An 18,019-nucleotide genomic window follows, 5' to 3' on the forward strand; every position below is an offset into this window, starting at 1 on the left:
CGGCCGGAACCCGGGCGGCGACCCGGATCCGGCAGCGCGTGCCCTTCGTCGAGGGGATCGCCCTGGTCGTGGTGGTCGTGGTGGTCGCGATGGCGGCCGTCGGGCCGCTGATCGCGCCGTACGACCCGTACGCGGTGGACCTCACCCGGTCGTTGCTGCCGCCCTCGGCCGAGCACTGGTTCGGCACCGACGCGAACGGCCGGGACGTGCTGAGCCGCGTCCTGCACGGCGCGCGCGTCACCCTGCCCGCGACGCTCGTCGTCATCGCCGCCTCCACGGTGATCGGCGTGCTGATCGGCACGGTCGCGGCGCTCGGCGGGAAAGTCGTCGACGAGGTGCTCATGCGGATCACCGACATCGGCCTGTCGCTGCCGGCGATCATCCTGGCCCTCGGCCTGTCCGCCGCCCTCGGGCCCGGCCTGTCGTCCGCGGTCATCGCGCTGTCGCTCACCTGGTGGCCCGGCTACGCGCGGCTGGCGCGCACGCTGGTCCGCGAGGTCAAGGACGCCGAGTACGTCGACGCGGCCCGCGTGCTGGGCGTGCCGCAGCCGCGGCTGATCTTCCGGCACATCCTGCCGAACGCGCTCAACACCCTCTACGTGCAGACCACCGTGGACGTCGGAGCGGTGATGCTGGTGATCTCCGGCCTGTCCTTCATCGGCGTGGGCGCCCAGGTGCCGTCGGCCGAGTGGGGCGCGATGATCGCCGGCGAGGCCAACAACCTCACCAACGCCTGGTGGGCCGTGGCCCTCCCGGGCCTGGCCCTGCTGCTGACCGCCCTGGCCTTCAACCTGGTGGGCGACTGGCTGCGGGTGCGCAACGACCCGACGATCCGCCGGGAGGCACGATGAGCCCCGATCCGCTGCTCCGCATCCGCGACCTGCGGGTGTCGTACCCGGCGCCGGGAGGGACGGCGCAGGTCGTCCACGGCGTGGACCTCGACCTCGCGCCGGGCGAGCGGGTCGCCCTGGTCGGCGAGTCGGGCTCCGGCAAGTCGGTCACGGCGCGGGCCGTGCTCCGGCTGGACCCGGACGCGCGGCTCTCCGGCCGGATCGAGCTGGAGGGCGTCGACCTGCTGGGGCTGCCGCAGCGCAGGATGCGCGAGATCCGCGGCGCCCGCGTCGGCCTGGTCTTCCAGGACCCGCTGGCCTCGCTCAACCCGGTGATGACCATCGGCCGCCAGGTCATGCAGCCGCTGATCATCCGCGGCGTGCCCAGGAAGGCAGCCCGCCGCCGCGCGATCGAGCTGCTGGAACGGCTGGGCGTGCGGGACGCCGAGCACCGCGCCGACGACTACCCGCACCAGTTCTCCGGCGGCATGCGGCAGCGCGTGGTGATCGCCATCGCGGTCATCGCCGAGCCCGCGCTGCTCATCGCCGACGAGCCCACGACCGCGCTGGACGTGCGCGTGCAGGCCAAGGTGCTGGAGCTCCTGCACGAGCTGGCCGACGAGCGCGGCATGTCGATCCTGCTGATCACCCACGACCTGGGCATCGTCGCCGGGTTCGCCCAGCGGGCGGTGGTCATGCGGCACGGCCGCGCGGTCGAGACCGGCACCGTCGACCAGATCTACAACGAGCCCCGCGACCCGTACACCCGGGCGCTGCTGGCCGCCGTCCCGCGCATCGGCGGCGACGTCACCAAGCCGCTCGCGGTGATCGCCGCCGCCCGGGGCGCGCAGGAGGAGGAGACACCGTGAGCGAGCCGCTGCTCCAGGTCAGGAACCTGGTCAAGACCTTCGGCGGGCGGCGCGTGCTGGGCGGCGTCTCCTTCGACGTGGCGCCGGGCGAGGTGCTCGGCCTGGTGGGGGAGTCCGGGTCGGGCAAGTCCACCACCGCGCGCTGCGTCACCCGGCTCACCGACCCGGACAGCGGGCAGGTCCTGCTCGGCGGCCGTGACGTGCTGGCCGCCGGCCGGCGTGAGCTGCGGGCGCTGCGGGCCGACATGCAGATGGTCTTCCAGGACCCGTACTCGTCGCTGAACCCGCGCATGACAGTGGCCGAGCTCATCGGCGAGCCGCTGCTCGTGCACGGGCTGGAGCCGGACCGCCGGCGTCGCCGCGACCGGGCGGCGGAGCTGCTGGAGACGGTCGGCATGGCGGCCGAGCACCTGGACCGCCATCCCCGCTCCTTCTCCGGCGGGCAGCGCCAGCGCATCTCCATCGCCCGGGCCCTCGCGGTGAGCCCGCGGCTGCTCATCTGCGACGAGCCGGTCTCGTCGCTGGACGTCTCGGTCCAGGCCCAGGTGCTGAACCTGCTGCGTGACCTGCGCGAGCGGCTGGGCCTGTCGATCCTGTTCATCGCGCACGACCTGGCGGTCGTCTACTACCTGTGCGACCGGGTGGCCGTCATGCTCAACGGCGAGCTGGCCGAGATCGGCACCCGCGAGCAGATCTACGACGCGCCCTCCCACCCTTACACCCGTTCGCTGCTGGACGCCGTCCCCGTCCCGGACCCGGCCGTCGCCAGGCAGCGCCACACCACCGCATGAAGGAGCCCCACGTGGAGAATCTGCGCATGTTCGTCAACGGCCAGGCGATGTCGGGCGGCAGCCTGAACGCCGCGCTGGCCGGCGCGCGGTTCCTGGGACCGGCGACCACCGCGCCCCGCTACCGGTTCTACTCGGTACGCGACGAGTTCCCCGGCCTCCACCCGGTCGCCGAGGACGGCCACGCGGTGCCCGGCGAGCTGTACGAGGTGACCTACGAGATCCTGCGCGAGCACCTGCTGCCGGGCGAGCCGCCCGAGCTGGAGCTGGGCGTGATCGAGCTGGCCGACGGCAGCGGCTCGCTGTCGATGCGGATGCGGGCCGAGGCGCTGGAGGCGCCGGGCGTCACCGACATCAGCGAGGCCGGCGGCTGGCGGGCCCACCTGGCCGGAGACGGCAGATGAGCGCCCCCGTCGTGATCCGCGGCGGCACGGTCGCCGAGGCGGGCTGGACCGCCCCGGCGGACGTGTTCCTCGCCGGCGGCAAGGTGACCGCGCTCGCCGAGCCCGGCACGCCCGCGCCGCGCGGCGTCACCGAGATCGACGCCCGCGGCATGCTGGTGCTGCCCGGCGGCGTGGACCCGCACTGCCACGTCGGCTTCACCTCCGGCGACTTCACCTCGCTGGACGACTACGCGCAGTGCACCACCGCGGCGGTGTTCGGCGGCACCACCACCATCGTGGACTTCGCCATCCCGCGCCCCGGCCAGTCTCCCGCCGACGCCGCCCACGCCCAGCGGGCCAGGGCCGCGGGCGGGCTCTGCGACAGCGCGCTGCACGCCTGCGTCGTGGAGTGGGACGAAACGGTGCCCGAGCAGCTCCGCTCGCTGGTCGCCGACGGCATGCCGACGGTGAAGATGTTCACCACCTACCGCGGCGAGACGATGGCCGACGAGGACACCATCCTGCGCACCATGGCCACGCTGCGCGACCTCGGCGGCATGGTGGTGATCCACTGCGAGGCCAACCACATCATCGAGGACACCCAGACGCGCTGCTCGCACGACGGCCGGATCGGCGCCGAGCACATGGCGGCGACCCGGCCCGAGCTGGCCGAGACCGCCTCGGTCGCCGAGGTCCTGGCCATCGCCGAGTCGCTCCGGGCGCCGGTCTACTTCGTCCACCAGTCCACGCCCGAGGCCGTCGAACTCGTCGCCGCGGCCCGGCGGCGCGGCGTGGCCGCCTACTCCGAGTCCGTCGCCCACCACCTGGTGCTGGACGACTCGCTCTACGCCGGGGCCACCCCCGAGCGGTTCGTGTGCTGCCCGCCGCTGCGCCCGCGCCCGGTGGTGGACGGGCTCGCCCGCCACCTGGCCACCGGCGAGATCACCACGATCGGCAGCGACCACTGCTGCTACGACCTGGCGCAGAAGGAGTCACGCCGGTCCGACGTGCGCGTCATGCCGAACGGCCTGCCGGGAGTGGAGACCAGGCTTCCGGTGGTCTTCTCCGAGTTCGTGACGGGCGGCGGCCTGCCGGTCACCCGCTTCGTCGAGCTGACCGCCGCCAACCCGGCGCGGGCCAACGGCCTGTATCCGCGCAAGGGCACCCTCATGCCGGGCGCCGACGCCGACGTCGCCATCTGGGACCCGTCGGCCCAGTGGACGATCACCTCCGAGGCGCTCCACATGGCGACCGACTACACCCCGTACGAGGGCATGGCGGTCACGGGCCGCCCGCGGACCGTGCTGGTCGGTGGCCGGGTGGTCGTCCACGACGGCGTGCTCGCCGACCCCGAGCCGCGCGGCCGTCACCTGGCCGCCGGCCCGGTCACGTCACCGGGTGGCCGCACCCGGGCGGCCCGCGCCTCCAGGTAACGCCGCTCGGCGATGCTGGCGGTGGCCTTCGCGGCGCGGCGGTAGTGCTCGTGGGCCCCCGCCGCGTCTCCGGCCTTCTCCAGCAGGTGCGCCCGCACCGACAGCAGCCGGTGGTGCCCGCGCATCCGCTCGTCGCCGTCCAGCGCGGCGAGCAGATCCAGCCCGGCCCGCGGGCCCTGGATCTCGGCGAGCGCGATCGCCCGGTTGAGCGTGACCATCGGGTTGGGCGCGATCCGCTCCAGGATCAGGTAGAGCGCGTGCACCTGTGCCCAGTCGGTCTCCCCGGCCGTGGCCGCGTCGGCGTGCGTGGCGGCGATGGCGGCCTGCAACTGGTAGGGCCCCAGCGCCGGGCCGGCCAGCGCCGCCTTGACCAGCTCGGTGCCCTCGGCTATCAGGCCACGGTCCCACGCCGTCCGGTCCTGCTCGTCCAGGGGGACCAGGTCGCCCGCCGCCGTCGTCCGCGCCTCGCGGCGGGCGTCCGTCAGCAGCATCAGCGCGAGCAGGCCGGTGACCTCGTCGTCGCCGGGCAACTGGGCGCGGACCATCCGCGTCAGCCTGATCGCCTCGCGCGCGAGGTCGGGGCGGTGCAGCTCGCTGCCGGAGGAGGCGGTGTAGCCCTCGTTGAAGATCAGGTAGAGCACGTGCAGGACGACCCGGAGCCGCTCCTCGCGCTCCGCGCCGGCCGGCGGGAGGCGGAAGGTGCTGCCGGCGGCCCTGACGCGCTGCTTGGCCCGGCTGATCCTGGCCGCCATGGTGGCCTCCGGCACGAGGAACGCGCGGGCGATCTCGGCGGTGGTCAGGCCGCCGACCGCACGCAGCGTCAGCGCCGTCTGGGAGGCCGCGGTCAGCGCCGGATGGCAGCACAGGAACAGCAGGACGAGCGTGTCGTCGGTGTCCGGCACCTGCTCGGGCGGCGCGTCGGCGGCCGTCGCCGACTCCCGCTCGCGCCGGGCGTGATCGCTGCGGATCTGGTCGATGAGCCGCCGGGACGCCACCGTCGTCAGCCAGCCTCGGGGGCTGGACGGCACGCCCTCGGCCGGCCACCGCACGGCGGCGGCGAGCACCGCCTCCTGCACCGCGTCCTCACAGTTCTCGAACTGGCCGTAGCGGCGTACGAGAGTGCCGAGGACCTGCGGCGCGAGCCCGCGCAGCAGGTCCTCGACGGGCGGGCCCGTCATGCCTCCAACTGTCCGTCGGCGAACATCACCTGGCGCACCTCGATCCCCAGCCCCTCGATCGCGGCGTCCGGGATCCGCGCCGCCAGCTCGATCGCCCGTTCCCTGCTCTCGCAGTCGACCAGGTAGAAGCCGCCGAGGTACTCCTTGGCCTCCAGGAAGGGGCCGTCGGTCACCACCGGCCGGCCGTCGCGCACCGACACCACGGCGGCCTGCGACGGGTCCACCAGCGCCTGGGTGAAGACCAGCTCGCCGGAGTCCTTCAACTCCTGGACGAATTTGCCGTGGCCGTCGCCGATCGCGGCCCTCTCCTCGTCGGTCAGCGCGTCCAGCACGGCCGGGTTGATGTGCATGCTGATCTGAAACTTCATCGCTACTCCTCGTGCTCGCCGAGCCCTGGGACGGGCCTCTTCCAGGCATGGGTCGGAACCGGCGGCGCAGTCTTGACCTACCTTCCTCCGGAGCCAAGATTTTCGGTTGCTCCCGGCGAAGAAAACGGTGACACGGTCTAGTAATCTCCAATGGGCTTTCAGGAGTACGGCCCCGCCCATCGCCGGAATCGTAAGTCCGCGCTCCGCAGGTCCGCGCGTACGACAAGAGCAACGAGGATGACATGACTGACATGAGGTCTCGCGGCTCAGGCGCCCCGGTCCACGGCAGCGAGGTCAGTGAGCCGGAGCTGCGGCAGTTGCTCGACGGGCTCACGGCCGTGCGCGACGGCGACTTCCGCACCCGGCTCCCGGAGGACGACGACGGCCTGCTCGGCGAGATCGCCTCGGTGTTCAACGGGATGGTGGACCAACTGTCGCAGTTCACCTCCGAAGTGACCAGGGTCGCCCGCGAGGTCGGCACCGAGGGCCGGCTCGGCGGCCAGGCCGAGGTGCCGTCGGTGTCGGGGACCTGGAAGGACCTCACCGACTCGGTCAACGCCATGGCGGGCAACCTCACCGACCAGGTGCGCAGCATCGCCCAGGTCACCACGGCCGTCGCCAGGGGCGACCTGTCGCAGAAGATCACGGTGGACGCCCGGGGCGAGATCCTGGAGCTGAAGAACACCGTCAACACCATGGTCGACCAGCTGTCGTCGTTCGCCGACGAGGTGACCCGGGTGGCCCGCGAGGTCGGCACCGAGGGCCAGCTCGGCGGCCAGGCGGACGTCAAGGGCGTGGCGGGCACCTGGCGCGACCTCACCGACTCGGTCAACTTCATGGCCGGCAACCTCACCGACCAGGTGCGCAACATCTCGCAGGTGGCGACCGCGGTGGCGCGCGGCGACCTGTCGCAGAAGATCACGGTGTCCGCCCGGGGCGAGATCCTGGAGCTGAAGAACACCCTCAACACCATGGTCGACCAGCTCAGCGCGTTCGCCGCGGAGGTCACCAGGGTCGCCCGCGAGGTCGGCACCGACGGACGGCTGGGCGGCCAGGCCGACGTCAAGGGCGTCTCCGGCACCTGGAAGGACCTGACGGAGTCGGTCAACGTCATGGCCGACAACCTCACCGCCCAGGTGCGCAGCATCGCCCAGGTGACCACCGCCGTCGCCAAGGGCGACCTGACGCAGAAGATCCGGGTGGACGCCCGGGGCGAGATCCTGGAGCTCAAGGAGACCATCAACACGATGGTCGACCAGTTGTCCGCCTTCGCCGACGAGGTGACCCGGGTGGCCCGCGAGGTCGGCACCGAGGGCAACCTGGGCGGCCAGGCCACGGTCCGGGGCGTGTCGGGGACCTGGAAGGACCTCACCGACAACGTCAACGTCATGGCCTCCAACCTGACCAGCCAGGTGCGCAGCATCGCCCAGGTGGCGACCGCGGTGGCCAAGGGCGACCTGTCGCAGAAGATCACGGTCGAGGCGAAGGGCGAGGTCGCCGCGCTGGCGCAGACCATCAACACGATGGTCGACACGCTGTCCGCCTTCGCCGACGAGGTGACCCGGGTGGCCCGCGAGGTCGGCACCGAAGGCCAGCTCGGCGGCCAGGCCCGGGTCCCGAACGTGGCCGGCACCTGGAAGAACCTCACCGACAACGTCAACTCGATGGCCGACAACCTGACCAACCAGGTGCGCAGCATCGCCCAGGTCACCACGGCCGTCGCCAAGGGCGACCTGACCCGCAAGATCGACGTCGACGCCCGCGGCGAGATCCTGGAGCTGAAGACCACCATCAACACGATGGTCGACCAGCTCAGCGCGTTCGCCGCGGAGGTCACCCGGGTCGCCCGCGAGGTGGGCAGCGAGGGCCGGCTCGGCGGGCAGGCCGAGGTCGCGGGCGTCTCCGGCACCTGGAAGCGGCTGACGGAGAACGTCAACGAGCTGGCCGGCAACCTCACCCGCCAGGTCCGCGCCATCGCCGAGGTGACCAGCGCCGTGACCTCGGGCGACCTGACCCGCTCGATCACCGTGGACGCCGAGGGCGAGCTGGCCGACCTCAAGGACAACATCAACTCGATGGTCAAGTCGCTGCGCGAGACCACCCGGGCCAACCAGGAGCAGGACTGGCTCAAGTCCAACCTGGCCCGCATGTCCAGCCTCATCCAGGGGCACCGCGACCTGTCCACGGTGGCCGAGCTGGTGCTGAACGAGCTGGCGCCGCTGGTCTCGGCCCAGTACGGCGCGTTCTTCCTGGCGGGCGACGACGAACTGCGGCTCATCAGCGCCTACGGCTACCAGACGGACCGGCCGACCAGCTTCCGCATGGGCGAGGCGCTGATCGGCCAGGCGGCCAGGACCCGGCGCACCATCGCCATGACCGACATCCCGACCGACTACCTCACGGTCACCTCCGGGCTCGGCCGGACCAGCCCGGTCTCGGTGATCGTGCTGCCCATCGTGGTCGAGGAGCAGGTGCTCGGCGTCATCGAGCTGGCCTCGGTGTACGCGTTCACCTCGGTCCACCGGGCGTTCCTGGACCAGCTCATGGAGAGCATCGGCGTCAACCTCAACACCATCGTCGCCAACGCCCGCACCGACGAGCTGCTGGTGGAGTCCCAGCGGCTGACCGCCGAGCTGCAGGCCCGCTCCGAGGAGCTGCAGAACCAGCAGGAGGAGCTCCAGCGCTCCAACGCCGAGCTGGAGGAGAAGGCCCGCCTGCTGGCCAGCCAGAACCAGGACATCGAGACCAAGAACCTGGAGATCGAGCAGGCCCGCCAGGAGCTGGAGGACCGGGCCCAGCAGCTCGCGCTGGCCTCCAAGTACAAGAGCGAGTTCCTCGCCAACATGAGCCACGAACTGCGCACCCCGCTCAACTCGCTGCTCATCCTGGCCCAGCTGCTCGCCCAGAACCACAGCCGCAACCTGACGGCCAAGCAGGTCGAGTACGCCGGCATCATCCACTCGGCCGGGTCGGACCTGCTCCAGCTCATCAACGACATCCTCGACCTGTCGAAGGTCGAGGCGGGCAAGATGGACGTCAACCCCGAACGCGTCCCGCTGCGCCGCCTCCTGGACGACATCGAGGCCACCTTCCGCCCGATGACCACCCAGAAGGGGCTCGACTTCCGGATCGTGACCGCTCCCGGCATCCCGCTGGAGGTCCTGACCGACGACTCGCGGCTGCGCCAGGTGCTGCGCAACCTGCTCTCGAACGCGGTCAAGTTCACCGAGACGGGCGGCGTGGAGCTGCGGATCGAGACGGCGACGCCGTCGGAGCTGCCCGCCTCGGTGCGGGCCCACGGCGCGGCCGTCGCGCTGCGGGTGATCGACACCGGCATCGGCATCCCGGAGCAGCAGCTCGAAGTGATCTTCGGGGCGTTCCAGCAGGCCGACGGCACCACCAGCCGCAAGTACGGCGGCACCGGGCTCGGCCTGTCGATCAGCCGCGAGATCGCGTACCTGCTCGGCGGGGCGATCACCGCGACCAGCACGCCGGGGCAGGGCAGCGCGTTCACGCTCTACCTGCCGATCGCCCGGCCGGACTTCGACGTGATGGAGCCGGCCACGCCCGCGAGAACGACGGCGCCCGAGGAGCCCGCGCCGCACCGGGAGCCCGTCCAGCGCAACCGCCGGCTCCTGGTCATCGAGGAACGGCCGCGCGGCCTGCTGTCGCTGGTGGCCGAGAGCGTGCTGACGGAGCTCACCCCCACCGGGAACGACGTGGAGATCGTCTCGGTCGTCGGCGCCCAGGAGGCGGCGACCACGCTCGCGGCCGAGCCCTGCCACCTCATCGTGATCGACCTCGACATGCCGGACCAGGCGGCCTACCAGCTCCTGGAGGCGATGGACGGCGACCCGGCGCTGCGGGCCGTGCCGGTGCTGGCCTACAACAACTGGCGGGCCAACCCGCAGCGGGAGGCGCAGCTGCTGGCGCGCGACGACGGCCAGCCGCTGGAGCTGCTGTCCAGCCTGGACGAGCTGCGCGAGCGGATCGCGCTGCACCTGACCGCCGAACAGCCGGGCGACGTGCTGCCGCTCACCCGGCCGCAGCAGGCCGGGCCGGCCGCCGCGCGGACCGCCGACGACTCGCTGACCGGCCGCACGGTGCTGGTCGTGGACGACGACACGCGCAACCTGTACGCGCTCACCAGCATGCTGGAGATCCACGGCATGCACGTGCTGCACGCGGAGAACGGCCGCGAGGGCATCGACACGCTCACCGCGCACCCCGAGATCGACGTGGTGCTGATGGACGTGATGATGCCGGAGATGGACGGCTACGCGGCGACCGCCCACATCCGGTCCATGCCGCAGTACACCACCCTGCCCATCATCGCCGTGACGGCCAAGGCGATGCCGGGCGACCAGGACAAGAGCCTGGCGGCCGGGGCCAGCGACTACGTGACCAAACCGGTCGACGCCGACCATCTCATCGAGCGCATCCGGCACTGGATCACCGCGTAGACCCACTCGTCCCCCCGAGGCAGCGCCATTGGCAAGGAGCAAGGAAGTGCACAGCCCACGGCCGGACGACGGCCGGCCGCAGTCCGTTCCGGAGACGAACGTCGGCCGGCTGGCCGCGACCATCGAGCGCCTGCGCGCGGAGGTCCGCCAGGCCCAGCTGGCCGCCGAGGGGCGGGCCCTGATCGAGGTGGCCAAGGGCATCTTGATCGAACGGCTGCGCTGCAGCGTGGCCGACGCCGCCCAGCAGCTCGCCCACCTGGCCGAGCAGGCCGGCGTGACGCAACTGGAGCTGGCCGCCGACATCATCAACCAGGCGGCACAGGACCGGATCAGTGAGACCGCCCGCGCCTTCCTCGCCGCCACGCAGGCGGAGGAGCCGTCCCGCGAGGCGGCCGACCTGTCCGTACGGCTGCGCAGCGCCGAGAGCGGAGCGCTGCGGGCCGGCGACTCCCAGGCGGTGGCCGAGTCGCTCCTGGAGCACGCGCTGACCCCGCTCGGCGCGAGCGCGGTCGCCATCTGGGAGGCCAACCCCGACGCCTCGCTCACCCTCGCCGGGTACGCCGGACTGTCCGACGAGGAGGCGCGGCGCTGGCGGTACGTGCCGCCGGGGGTCGAGACGCCGGCCCGGCGCGCCCTGGTCAACCGGCAGAGCGTCTGGCTGCGGAGCCTGTCCGCCGCCGGGCTGCCCTCCATCGGGCAGCGGGAGATCTCCGGCGGCCGGGTCACGGTGCCGGCCGGCACCGGCGGCCAGATCTTCGCCGTCCTGGAGGTCGCCTGGCCGGAGCCCCTGCCGCCGCAGCCGCCGCAGATCCGCAAGCAGATCGAGGCGCTCGCCGAGCTGAGCGCCTACACCTTCGACGCGCCGACCCGGTCCGGGGGTCCCCACCACCCGCAGGCCGTGTCCGAGCTCGTCGCCCTGATCGACACCCTGCCCGACACCGCGCTCATGCTCCGCCCGCACCTCGACGACGAGGGCCGGCTCCGCGACTTCCGCATCCAGCACGCCAACGCCCGCTTCGCCGACCCGGCCGGCCGGCCGCGGCACATGGTCGTCGGCTCGCTGCTGCTGGAGGCGTACCCGCTGGCGGCAGGCGACGGAGGGCTGTGGGACAAGATCGAACGCGTCCACGCCACCGGCGAGCCGTTCCACGCCGACAAGCTGGCCATGACCGCGCTGGTCGACCAGGTGCCGCTGACGAGCATCGCCTCGGTGAGCATCACCCGCCACCGCGACAGCGTGCTGCTCGTCTGGCGGCTGCACGACGAGGCCACCCAGCTGGCCAGCCTGCTCCAGCACGCGCAGCGGCTCGGCCGCATCGGCGGGTTCGAGGAGAACATCGTCACCGGGCGGATCATCTGGAACAGCCAGCTGTACGCCCTGTACGGGCTGGAGGAGGGCGACCCGCCCATCCCGCTCGAACGGCTCGCCGACCACGCCCACCCGGACGACGCCGTGGCCATCGGCCGGTTCCTGCGCACGGTGCTGCACCAGCGCCGGCCCGGCTCGACGGCCTTCAGGCTGCGGCGCTCCGACGGGATCGCCCGGCACATCCGGGTCGTGGCCGAGCCGGAGTTCGACGCCGACGGCCGCCCGCTCACCATCCGGGGCGCGTACCAGGACATCTCCTCTCAGCACTGGACGGAGGTGGCGCTGGCCGCCACCCGTGACCAGCTCGCCCACACCGAGCAGCAGGCGGCCGAGCGCAACCGGCTGACCCTCCAGCTCCAGCAGGCGATCATGCCGCCCAGCCAGGAGCCGATGGAGGCCTTCGACCTGAACATCGCGGTCCGCTACCGGCCCGCGGAGAAGGAGCACCTGGTCGGCGGCGACTGGTACGACGCCGTGGTGCTGCCGACCAAGCAGATCCTGCTGTCGGTGGGCGACGTGGCCGGTCACGGGATCGAGGCCGCCACCGGCATGGTCGTGCTGCGCAACGCGCTGCGCGGGCTGGCCGCCACCGGGGCCGGGCCGGGGCAGCTGCTGTCGTGGCTCAACCTGGTCGCCCACTACCTGACCGACCAGGTGACGGCCACCGCGATCCTCGGCCTGTACGACCCGGAGACCCGGGTGCTGCGCTGGGCCAGGGCCGGGCACCTGCCGCCGATCCTGATCAGGGAGGGCCGGGTCGAGGAGCTGGACCTGATCGACGGACTGCTCCTGGGCGCGCTCTCGGACGCCACCTACGACGAAGGGCGCCTGGAGCTGGCCTCGGACGACATCCTCCTGATGTACACCGACGGCCTGATCGAGCGCCGCGACCGCACCCTGGACCACTCCCAGGGGCAGCTGCTGCGCATGGCCGCCCACCCGATCGCCAACCTGGAGCACCGCCTGGACCACCTGCTCACCCACAGCAGCTCCGACACCGACGACGACACCTGCATCGTCGGCATCCAGTTGCGCTGACCGCGGGTCAGGCCGGGGGCAGGAGCGGTCGCGGCGGCAGCGGTGAGGAGTAGACCACGCTGGTGGTGACGCTGCCGAGCGCGCCGACCCGGCCGCTCACCCGCTCCAGGTCTCTCATGTCGGTGGCGACGACCTTCATGACGAAGCAGTCGTCGCCCGTGACGTGGTGGGCCTCGATCACCTCGGGGAGCTCGGCGAGCAGTTTGTGCAGCGGCTCGTAGACGCTGCTGGGGTAGCGCAGCCGCAGGTAGGCCAGGATCGTGAACCCGAGTCGTTCGGGGTCGACGTGGGCGTGGTAGCCGGTGATCACCCCGGCCTGTTCCAGCCGGCGGATGCGCTCGGCCGTCGCGCTGTGGCTCATGGTGATGCCGCGCGCGACCTCCGCCACGCTCTGCCGGCCGTTGGCCTGGAGGGCTTGGAGTATGGCGGCGTCGACCTTGTCGATCTCGACAGGGATAGTGAAGGTCATTGCCGAGATATTGCCACATATTCCCGGCTCAAGCGGACTAATGCCGGTGATCGGCCCTTCAATCAGCCCTTTCGTCGTCAGTATCGTGTCCCGCATGTCACTCTCACCGTCATCCTCGCCCGCCTCCGACGCGCTCGTGGCCCACTTCGCCGCCAAGCTCCAGTACGAGACCGACCCCTCCGACGTGCACGCCGGCCAGGAACAAGGCGCCCGGTTCGCGCTCGTCGACTCCCGGGGCGAGACCGCCTGGGCACAGGGCCGGATCGTGGGCGCGCTGCACATGCCCACCGCGGAGATCGCCCGGCGCGCGCCCCTGGAGATCCCCGCGGGCCTTCCGGTCGTCACCTACTGCTGGGGGCCGGGCTGCAACGGCGCCACCCGGGCCGCGCTGGAGTTCGCCAAGCTCGGCTACCAGGTCAAGGAGATGATCGGCGGCTTCGAGTACTGGGCTCGCGAAGGCTACCCGGTCGAGAACGACCACGGACGTGTCACCCGCGCCCCGGACCCGCTGACCGCGCCCGTCGACGCCGTCGGCTGCGCCTGCTGACCGAGGTCCACAACGGCGGCGATCATGCCCGGTTAGGATGCCGGTGAACCCCTTCAGGAGGTCATCGATGTCAGGTCCGTCCCCCCGATCCACCCGTGCGCCGCGCTGGCCTGCCGTGGCGATGGTCGTCTGCTGGCTCGCCGGGATCGCGTGGATCGTGCTGTTCTACGTCGATCCCACGCTCCCGGTCCTGTCCGCCCTGGGCAACGCGAACCTCCTGGTGGGAATCGTCCTCTTCGGCCTGGGGTGGGTCTTCCTGGCGGTCTTCGTGACGGCCGCCGTCGTGACGGCCCGCCGTCGCTGACGGGGCTGTTGTGGTTCCGTGATGCTTCTGTGATCATCGGGGCATGAAGCAGACGAACACCGAGAACTCCCGAGAGTTACTGAACGAGCAGGTCGTCTACTACAGGACGATCGCCGAGGAGTACGAAAGCCTCGCCCTGCCGTCCCCGGCGACGCCGAGCTGACCGCGGCGCTCGACGGGTTCCGGCCGACCGGCAGCGTGCTCGAACTCGCCTGCGGGCCGGCCGGTGGACCGCCCAGCTCCTGCGCCACTCCGAGGACGTCACGGCCGTGGACGCGTCCCCGGAGATGATCGCCCTCGCCTCGGCCCGCGTGGGCCCCGGGCGGGTGCGCTTCGTCACCGCCGACCTGTTCTCCTGGCGGCCCGACCGCCGTTATGACGTCGTCGTCTTCGGGTTCTGGCTGTCGCATGTCCCGCCGGGACGCTTCGAGTCCTTCTGGGAGTTCGTGGCCGACTGCCTCGAACCGGGAGGGCGCGTGTTCTTCGCCGACGACGCGTACCGCAGCGCCGACGAGCTCATCGAGGGGGAGCGGTCCACGACCATCCGCCGCCGGTCCGCGGACGGGGCCGGCCACCGGATCGTCAAGGTCCCGTACGAGCCCGCGGACCTCGAACGGCGGCTGACGGGGCTCGGCTGGCGCATCGGCGTCCACCCGACCTCTGGGCCGTTCTTCTGGGGATCGGGGAGCCGGGCAGCCGGCTGATCAACGCCTTCGACCCCGTCGGGAACCGACGGAGTCGAAGGCGTCTCTCGACGGGGCGCTCGGGAGGTACGGCCCGGTCAGCCTGGCCGGGGTTCCCGCAGGCGTGCCGGTCTTCTGGGCGAGGGGGCGGGTGTCCCGAATCTCACGCACCGATCGTCTGGGCGGGAGGCGGGGGAATGTCCCGAGTCTCACGCGCCGTCGTCCGGGCGAGGGGGCGGGGGTGTCCCTGGCCTCGCGCGCCGGGCGTCACGCCTGGGGGACGCGGACCCGCTTCGCGTGCTCCAGGGCGATCGCCGCGAGCCACAGCCAGGCGAGGATCGCCGCCGCGTAGAACGCGACCCCCGTCGGGATCAGCACCGCCATGCCGGCGACGATGAGCACGGGCAGGGCCACGCCGGTCGCGATCGAGGCGACCTGCCAGAGGCGGCCGCGCTCGCGGCCGTACGCCCGCCCGAAGACGAACGTCGCGGCGATCAGTGAGCCGAACGCCAGGTTGAAGGCCACGGAGTGCATGATCGCGGTGGTGGTCATCACCGGCTGCAGGTCCAGCGGGGTGCCCTCGGGGAATCCGAGGCCGGCGGGCGCGGGAAAGATCCCGGCCAGGACCAGGCCGGCGCCGAAGACTCCGATGAGGATGGGCCCGGCGACGGTGACCGTTCGGCCGGCCCGCGCCTCGCGCAGTCCGATCGCCAGTGCGATGACCGCGATCCCGCTGATGACGAAGGTGGCCGCCATCAGCCAGCCGCGGTCACCGAGGCTGAGCATGCTGATCGCGTGCCTGGTCAGGTCGAAGGCCGGCCGGGAGGCCGCTTCGAGCGTCGCGACGGCGACGAACAGGACGGCCGCGAACGGCCCGAAGGCGAGGGGGAGGCGGGCGTTGGTCACTGAACGATCCCTTCGGAGCGGGGGGTGATGGCTCCATGGAACTACCGACACTTATTTTTGTCAAGGAGGTGATCGTTGTCTAGACAAAATTAGCCACTCGGTGCAGACTGGCCGCCATGAGATCGGAGCACGCCCATGAGCAGTGATTTTCGGATCGAGCGAGAGAGCGAGCTGCCCGCCGAGCCCGAGGACGTCTGGCAGGCGGTGACACGCGACTCCGCCGCCTGGTCCATTCCGCTGGACCTGGCCAGGAGCACCGTTCTGGTATGGGAGCCACCCCACCGGGGCGTGCTGCGCACGGAGATCGGCGACTGGTTCAACCAGATCGCGTTCGACATCGCCCCGGCCCCTGGCGGCTCGTACCTCCGGTACGTGCACAGCGGAGTCTTCGTCGACGACTGGGAGAACGAGTACGAGGGCGCGCGCCGCCACACGGACGTGTACCTGCACACCCTCGGCCAGTACCTCAGGTACTTCCGCGGCCGGAAGTTCCGCCGGTTCGAGGTGCTCGCACCGAAGTCGTCGATCACCCACGGAGCCCTCGGCGTCATCCGCGCCGCCTGGGGCATCGCGCCGGACGCGCCCACCGGCTCCGAGCTCACCCTGCCCGTGCCCGGCGCCCCCGCCAAGGCCGCGGTGCTCGACCTCCACGACGACGCCTTCATCGGCGTCCGCACCGAGGACGCCCTCTACCGCGTCTTCGGCCGCAACCGCTTCGGCTCCCCGGTCGCCCTGGGTGTGTACGAGTACGGCGTCCAGGCCCGCCCCGAGCGGGACTCGGCGAACGCCTGGGCCGGTTGGCTGCGGGAGCTCTACGGGACGGCGGCCGCGCCATGACGGCCGAGCCCCTGACGCGGACCCCGCCGAAGCCCACCGGGAGGGCCTGGCTCGGGCTCTTCGTGCTCGCGCTGCCCGCGCTGCTGCTGTCGATCGACGTGAGCGTGCTCTACCTCGCCCTGCCGACGATGACCCGCGAACTCGGCGCCGGAGCGACCGAACAACTGTGGATCCTGGACATCTACGGGTTCCTGCTCGCCGGGTTCCTCATCACGATGGGCTCGCTCGGCGACCGGATCGGCCGCCGCAAGCTCATGCTCGCCGGCGCCGCCGCCTTCGGCGCCGCCTCCACGATGGCCGCCTTCTCCGTCAGCCCGGAGATGCTGATCGCCGCCCGGGCGCTCATGGGCGTCGCCGGCGCGACGCTGATGCCGACGACTCTCGCCACGATCCGTACGATCTTCGCCGGCACGGACGCGATGCCGGTGGCGATCAGCGTGTGGTTCGGCTGCTTCATGCTCGGCATGCTCGCCGGACCGATCATCGGCGGCAGCCTGATCAGCGCCTTCGGCTGGGGTTCGGTCTTCCTGCTCGGGGTGCCGGTGATGGCGCTGCTGCTGGTGGCGGGGCCGTGGCTGCTGCCCGAGTCCCGGGACGACGGCCACGGCATGATCGACCTGCCGAGCGTGGGCCTCTCCCTGCTGGCCATCCTGCCGCTCGCGTGGGGCGTCAAGGAGTTCGCCAGGATCGGCTGGACGCCGGGGCCCGGCCTCGCCGTCCTCGTGGGACTGCTGTCCGGGTACGTCTTCCTCCGGCGCCAGCGTCACCTGTCGCAGCCGCTGGTCGACCTCCACCTGTTCCGGAACCCGGCGTTCAGCGGCGCGCTGGCCATGACCGGCCTCGGCGGCGTCGTCATGGCGGGGACGTCGCTGGTGGTCGCGATCCACCTGCAGTCGGTGGCCCGGCTGCCGCCCTGGGACGCGGGGCTCTGGCTCATCCCGCAGAACATCGCCATGGTGCTCGGCTTCGTCGCGGCGCCGATCCTGGCCAGGAGGCTGCGGCCCTCGGCGGTGATGGCGGCCGGTCTGGTCGTCGGCGCCGCCGGGTTCGTCCTGCTGGCCCAGGTCCAGGTGGGGCTGTTCGCTCCGCTGGTCGCCGGGATGGCGCTGGCCTCGTTCGGGGTGGCCGCGCCGATGTCTCTCGGCGCGAGCGCGCTCATGGCCGCCGCTCCGGAGGAACGCGCCGGCTCCGCGGCGTCGATCTCGGAGACCAGCGGCGAGTTCGGGGTCGCGGTCGGGGTAGCGGTGCTCGGCAGCGTCGCCGCGCTCGCGTACCGCACCCACCTGTCGGCCTCGATCGGCGGCGGGCCCAAGAGCGCGCTGGACGGGCTGGACCACGCCCTCGTCGTGGCCGCCGCGCTGCCGGAAGCCGCTGGGAAGGCGCTGGCGCTGGCGGCCCGTGAGGCCTTCACCCACGCCGTGCACCTCGTGGGCTGGATCGCCGCCGTCGTGTTCCTCGGGCTGGCCGTCCTGGCGCACTTCACCCTGCGGGAGCAGAGCGCCGGACAGGACCGGTGACCGGCTGAGCGCGGGCGCGGGCGCGGCCGATCGATCA

16 protein-coding genes are annotated in these 18,019 nt (G+C 72.1%); 12 read left to right on the plus strand and 4 right to left on the minus strand.

Going from position 1 to position 18,019, the window contains the following annotated elements:
• The 5 genes from OUY22_RS28285 to hydA all read left to right on the plus strand — a co-directional run.
• Window positions 1-851 (plus strand): ABC transporter permease (locus OUY22_RS28285; RefSeq protein WP_270158229.1); only part of this gene is annotated, 851 nt, incomplete at its 5' end.
• Entirely contained in the window at window positions 848-1,699 is an 852-nt protein-coding gene (locus tag OUY22_RS28290; protein ID WP_270158230.1) for an ABC transporter ATP-binding protein, read from the plus strand. The genes OUY22_RS28285 and OUY22_RS28290, both read left to right, overlap by 4 nt.
• A complete protein-coding gene (locus OUY22_RS28295; protein WP_270158231.1) occupies window positions 1,696-2,490 on the plus strand; it encodes an ATP-binding cassette domain-containing protein in 795 nt (264 codons plus the stop codon). The genes OUY22_RS28290 and OUY22_RS28295 overlap by 4 nt, the downstream gene beginning before the upstream one ends.
• Window positions 2,491-2,501: 11 nt before the next feature.
• On the plus strand, window positions 2,502-2,891 hold the full coding sequence (locus OUY22_RS28300; RefSeq protein WP_270158232.1) for an allophanate hydrolase-related protein: 390 nt from the start codon (window positions 2,502-2,504) through the stop codon (window positions 2,889-2,891).
• On the plus strand, window positions 2,888-4,303 hold the full coding sequence (gene hydA, locus OUY22_RS28305; RefSeq protein ID WP_270158233.1) for a dihydropyrimidinase: 1,416 nt from the start codon (window positions 2,888-2,890) through the stop codon (window positions 4,301-4,303). The genes OUY22_RS28300 and hydA overlap by 4 nt, the downstream gene beginning before the upstream one ends.
• Here the strand turns inward: hydA and OUY22_RS28310 are convergent.
• A complete protein-coding gene (locus OUY22_RS28310; protein WP_270158234.1) occupies window positions 4,237-5,481 on the minus strand; it encodes an RNA polymerase sigma factor in 1,245 nt (414 codons plus the stop codon). The two genes, hydA and OUY22_RS28310, sit on opposite strands and share 67 nt — an antisense overlap.
• Entirely contained in the window at window positions 5,478-5,849 is a 372-nt protein-coding gene (locus OUY22_RS28315; RefSeq protein WP_270158235.1) for a YciI family protein, read from the minus strand. Before OUY22_RS28315 ends, OUY22_RS28310 begins: the two co-directional genes overlap by 4 nt.
• A 251-nt stretch (window positions 5,850-6,100) precedes the next feature.
• On the opposite strand from OUY22_RS28315, the gene OUY22_RS28320 reads away from it, so the two are divergent.
• Together OUY22_RS28320 and OUY22_RS28325 are read left to right on the plus strand one after the other, a co-directional pair.
• A complete protein-coding gene (locus OUY22_RS28320) occupies window positions 6,101-10,312 on the plus strand; it encodes a HAMP domain-containing protein (protein ID WP_408638215.1) in 4,212 nt (1,403 codons plus the stop codon).
• A 46-nt stretch (window positions 10,313-10,358) separates the two neighbouring features.
• Window positions 10,359-12,719 (plus strand): SpoIIE family protein phosphatase, encoded by a 2,361-nt coding sequence (locus OUY22_RS28325; protein WP_270158237.1) that lies wholly within the window; start codon window positions 10,359-10,361, stop codon window positions 12,717-12,719.
• A 7-nt stretch (window positions 12,720-12,726) separates the two neighbouring features.
• On the opposite strand, the gene OUY22_RS28330 is transcribed toward OUY22_RS28325, so the two are convergent.
• Window positions 12,727-13,188: an Lrp/AsnC family transcriptional regulator gene (locus OUY22_RS28330; protein WP_270158238.1), complete on the minus strand. Its 462-nt coding sequence runs from the start codon at window positions 13,186-13,188 to the stop codon at window positions 12,727-12,729.
• Between the two features lie 94 nt (window positions 13,189-13,282).
• Here OUY22_RS28330 and OUY22_RS28335 point away from each other — a divergent pair, with 94 nt between their 5' ends.
• From OUY22_RS28335 to OUY22_RS28345, 3 genes are all read left to right on the plus strand, one after another.
• The gene (locus OUY22_RS28335) at window positions 13,283-13,735 is read left to right on the plus strand and encodes a rhodanese-like domain-containing protein (protein ID WP_270158239.1); all 453 of its coding nucleotides are present in this window, start codon (window positions 13,283-13,285) and stop codon (window positions 13,733-13,735) included.
• Between the two features lie 67 nt (window positions 13,736-13,802).
• On the plus strand, window positions 13,803-14,039 hold the full coding sequence (locus OUY22_RS28340) for a cell division protein CrgA (protein ID WP_270158240.1): 237 nt from the start codon (window positions 13,803-13,805) through the stop codon (window positions 14,037-14,039).
• Between the two features lie 212 nt (window positions 14,040-14,251).
• On the plus strand, window positions 14,252-14,743 hold the full coding sequence (locus OUY22_RS28345) for a class I SAM-dependent methyltransferase (RefSeq protein ID WP_270158244.1): 492 nt from the start codon (window positions 14,252-14,254) through the stop codon (window positions 14,741-14,743).
• A 246-nt stretch (window positions 14,744-14,989) separates the two neighbouring features.
• On the opposite strand, the gene OUY22_RS28350 is transcribed toward OUY22_RS28345, so the two are convergent.
• Window positions 14,990-15,628, minus strand: coding sequence for a DUF998 domain-containing protein (locus OUY22_RS28350; RefSeq protein ID WP_270158241.1), 639 nt, complete (start codon window positions 15,626-15,628; stop codon window positions 14,990-14,992).
• 135 nt (window positions 15,629-15,763) lie between these two features.
• Between OUY22_RS28350 and OUY22_RS28355 the strand changes: the two genes are divergently transcribed.
• Window positions 15,764-16,465, plus strand: coding sequence for an SRPBCC family protein (locus OUY22_RS28355; protein ID WP_270158242.1), 702 nt, complete (start codon window positions 15,764-15,766; stop codon window positions 16,463-16,465).
• Window positions 16,462-17,982 (plus strand): MFS transporter, encoded by a 1,521-nt coding sequence (locus OUY22_RS28360; RefSeq protein WP_270158243.1) that lies wholly within the window; start codon window positions 16,462-16,464, stop codon window positions 17,980-17,982. The genes OUY22_RS28355 and OUY22_RS28360 overlap by 4 nt, the downstream gene beginning before the upstream one ends.
• The last annotated feature ends 37 nt before the right edge of the window (window positions 17,983-18,019 follow it).

The sequence above is a fragment of the Nonomuraea corallina genome (assembly GCF_027620315.1).
GTDB classification, from domain to species: Bacteria; Actinomycetota; Actinomycetes; order Streptosporangiales; family Streptosporangiaceae; genus Nonomuraea; species Nonomuraea corallina.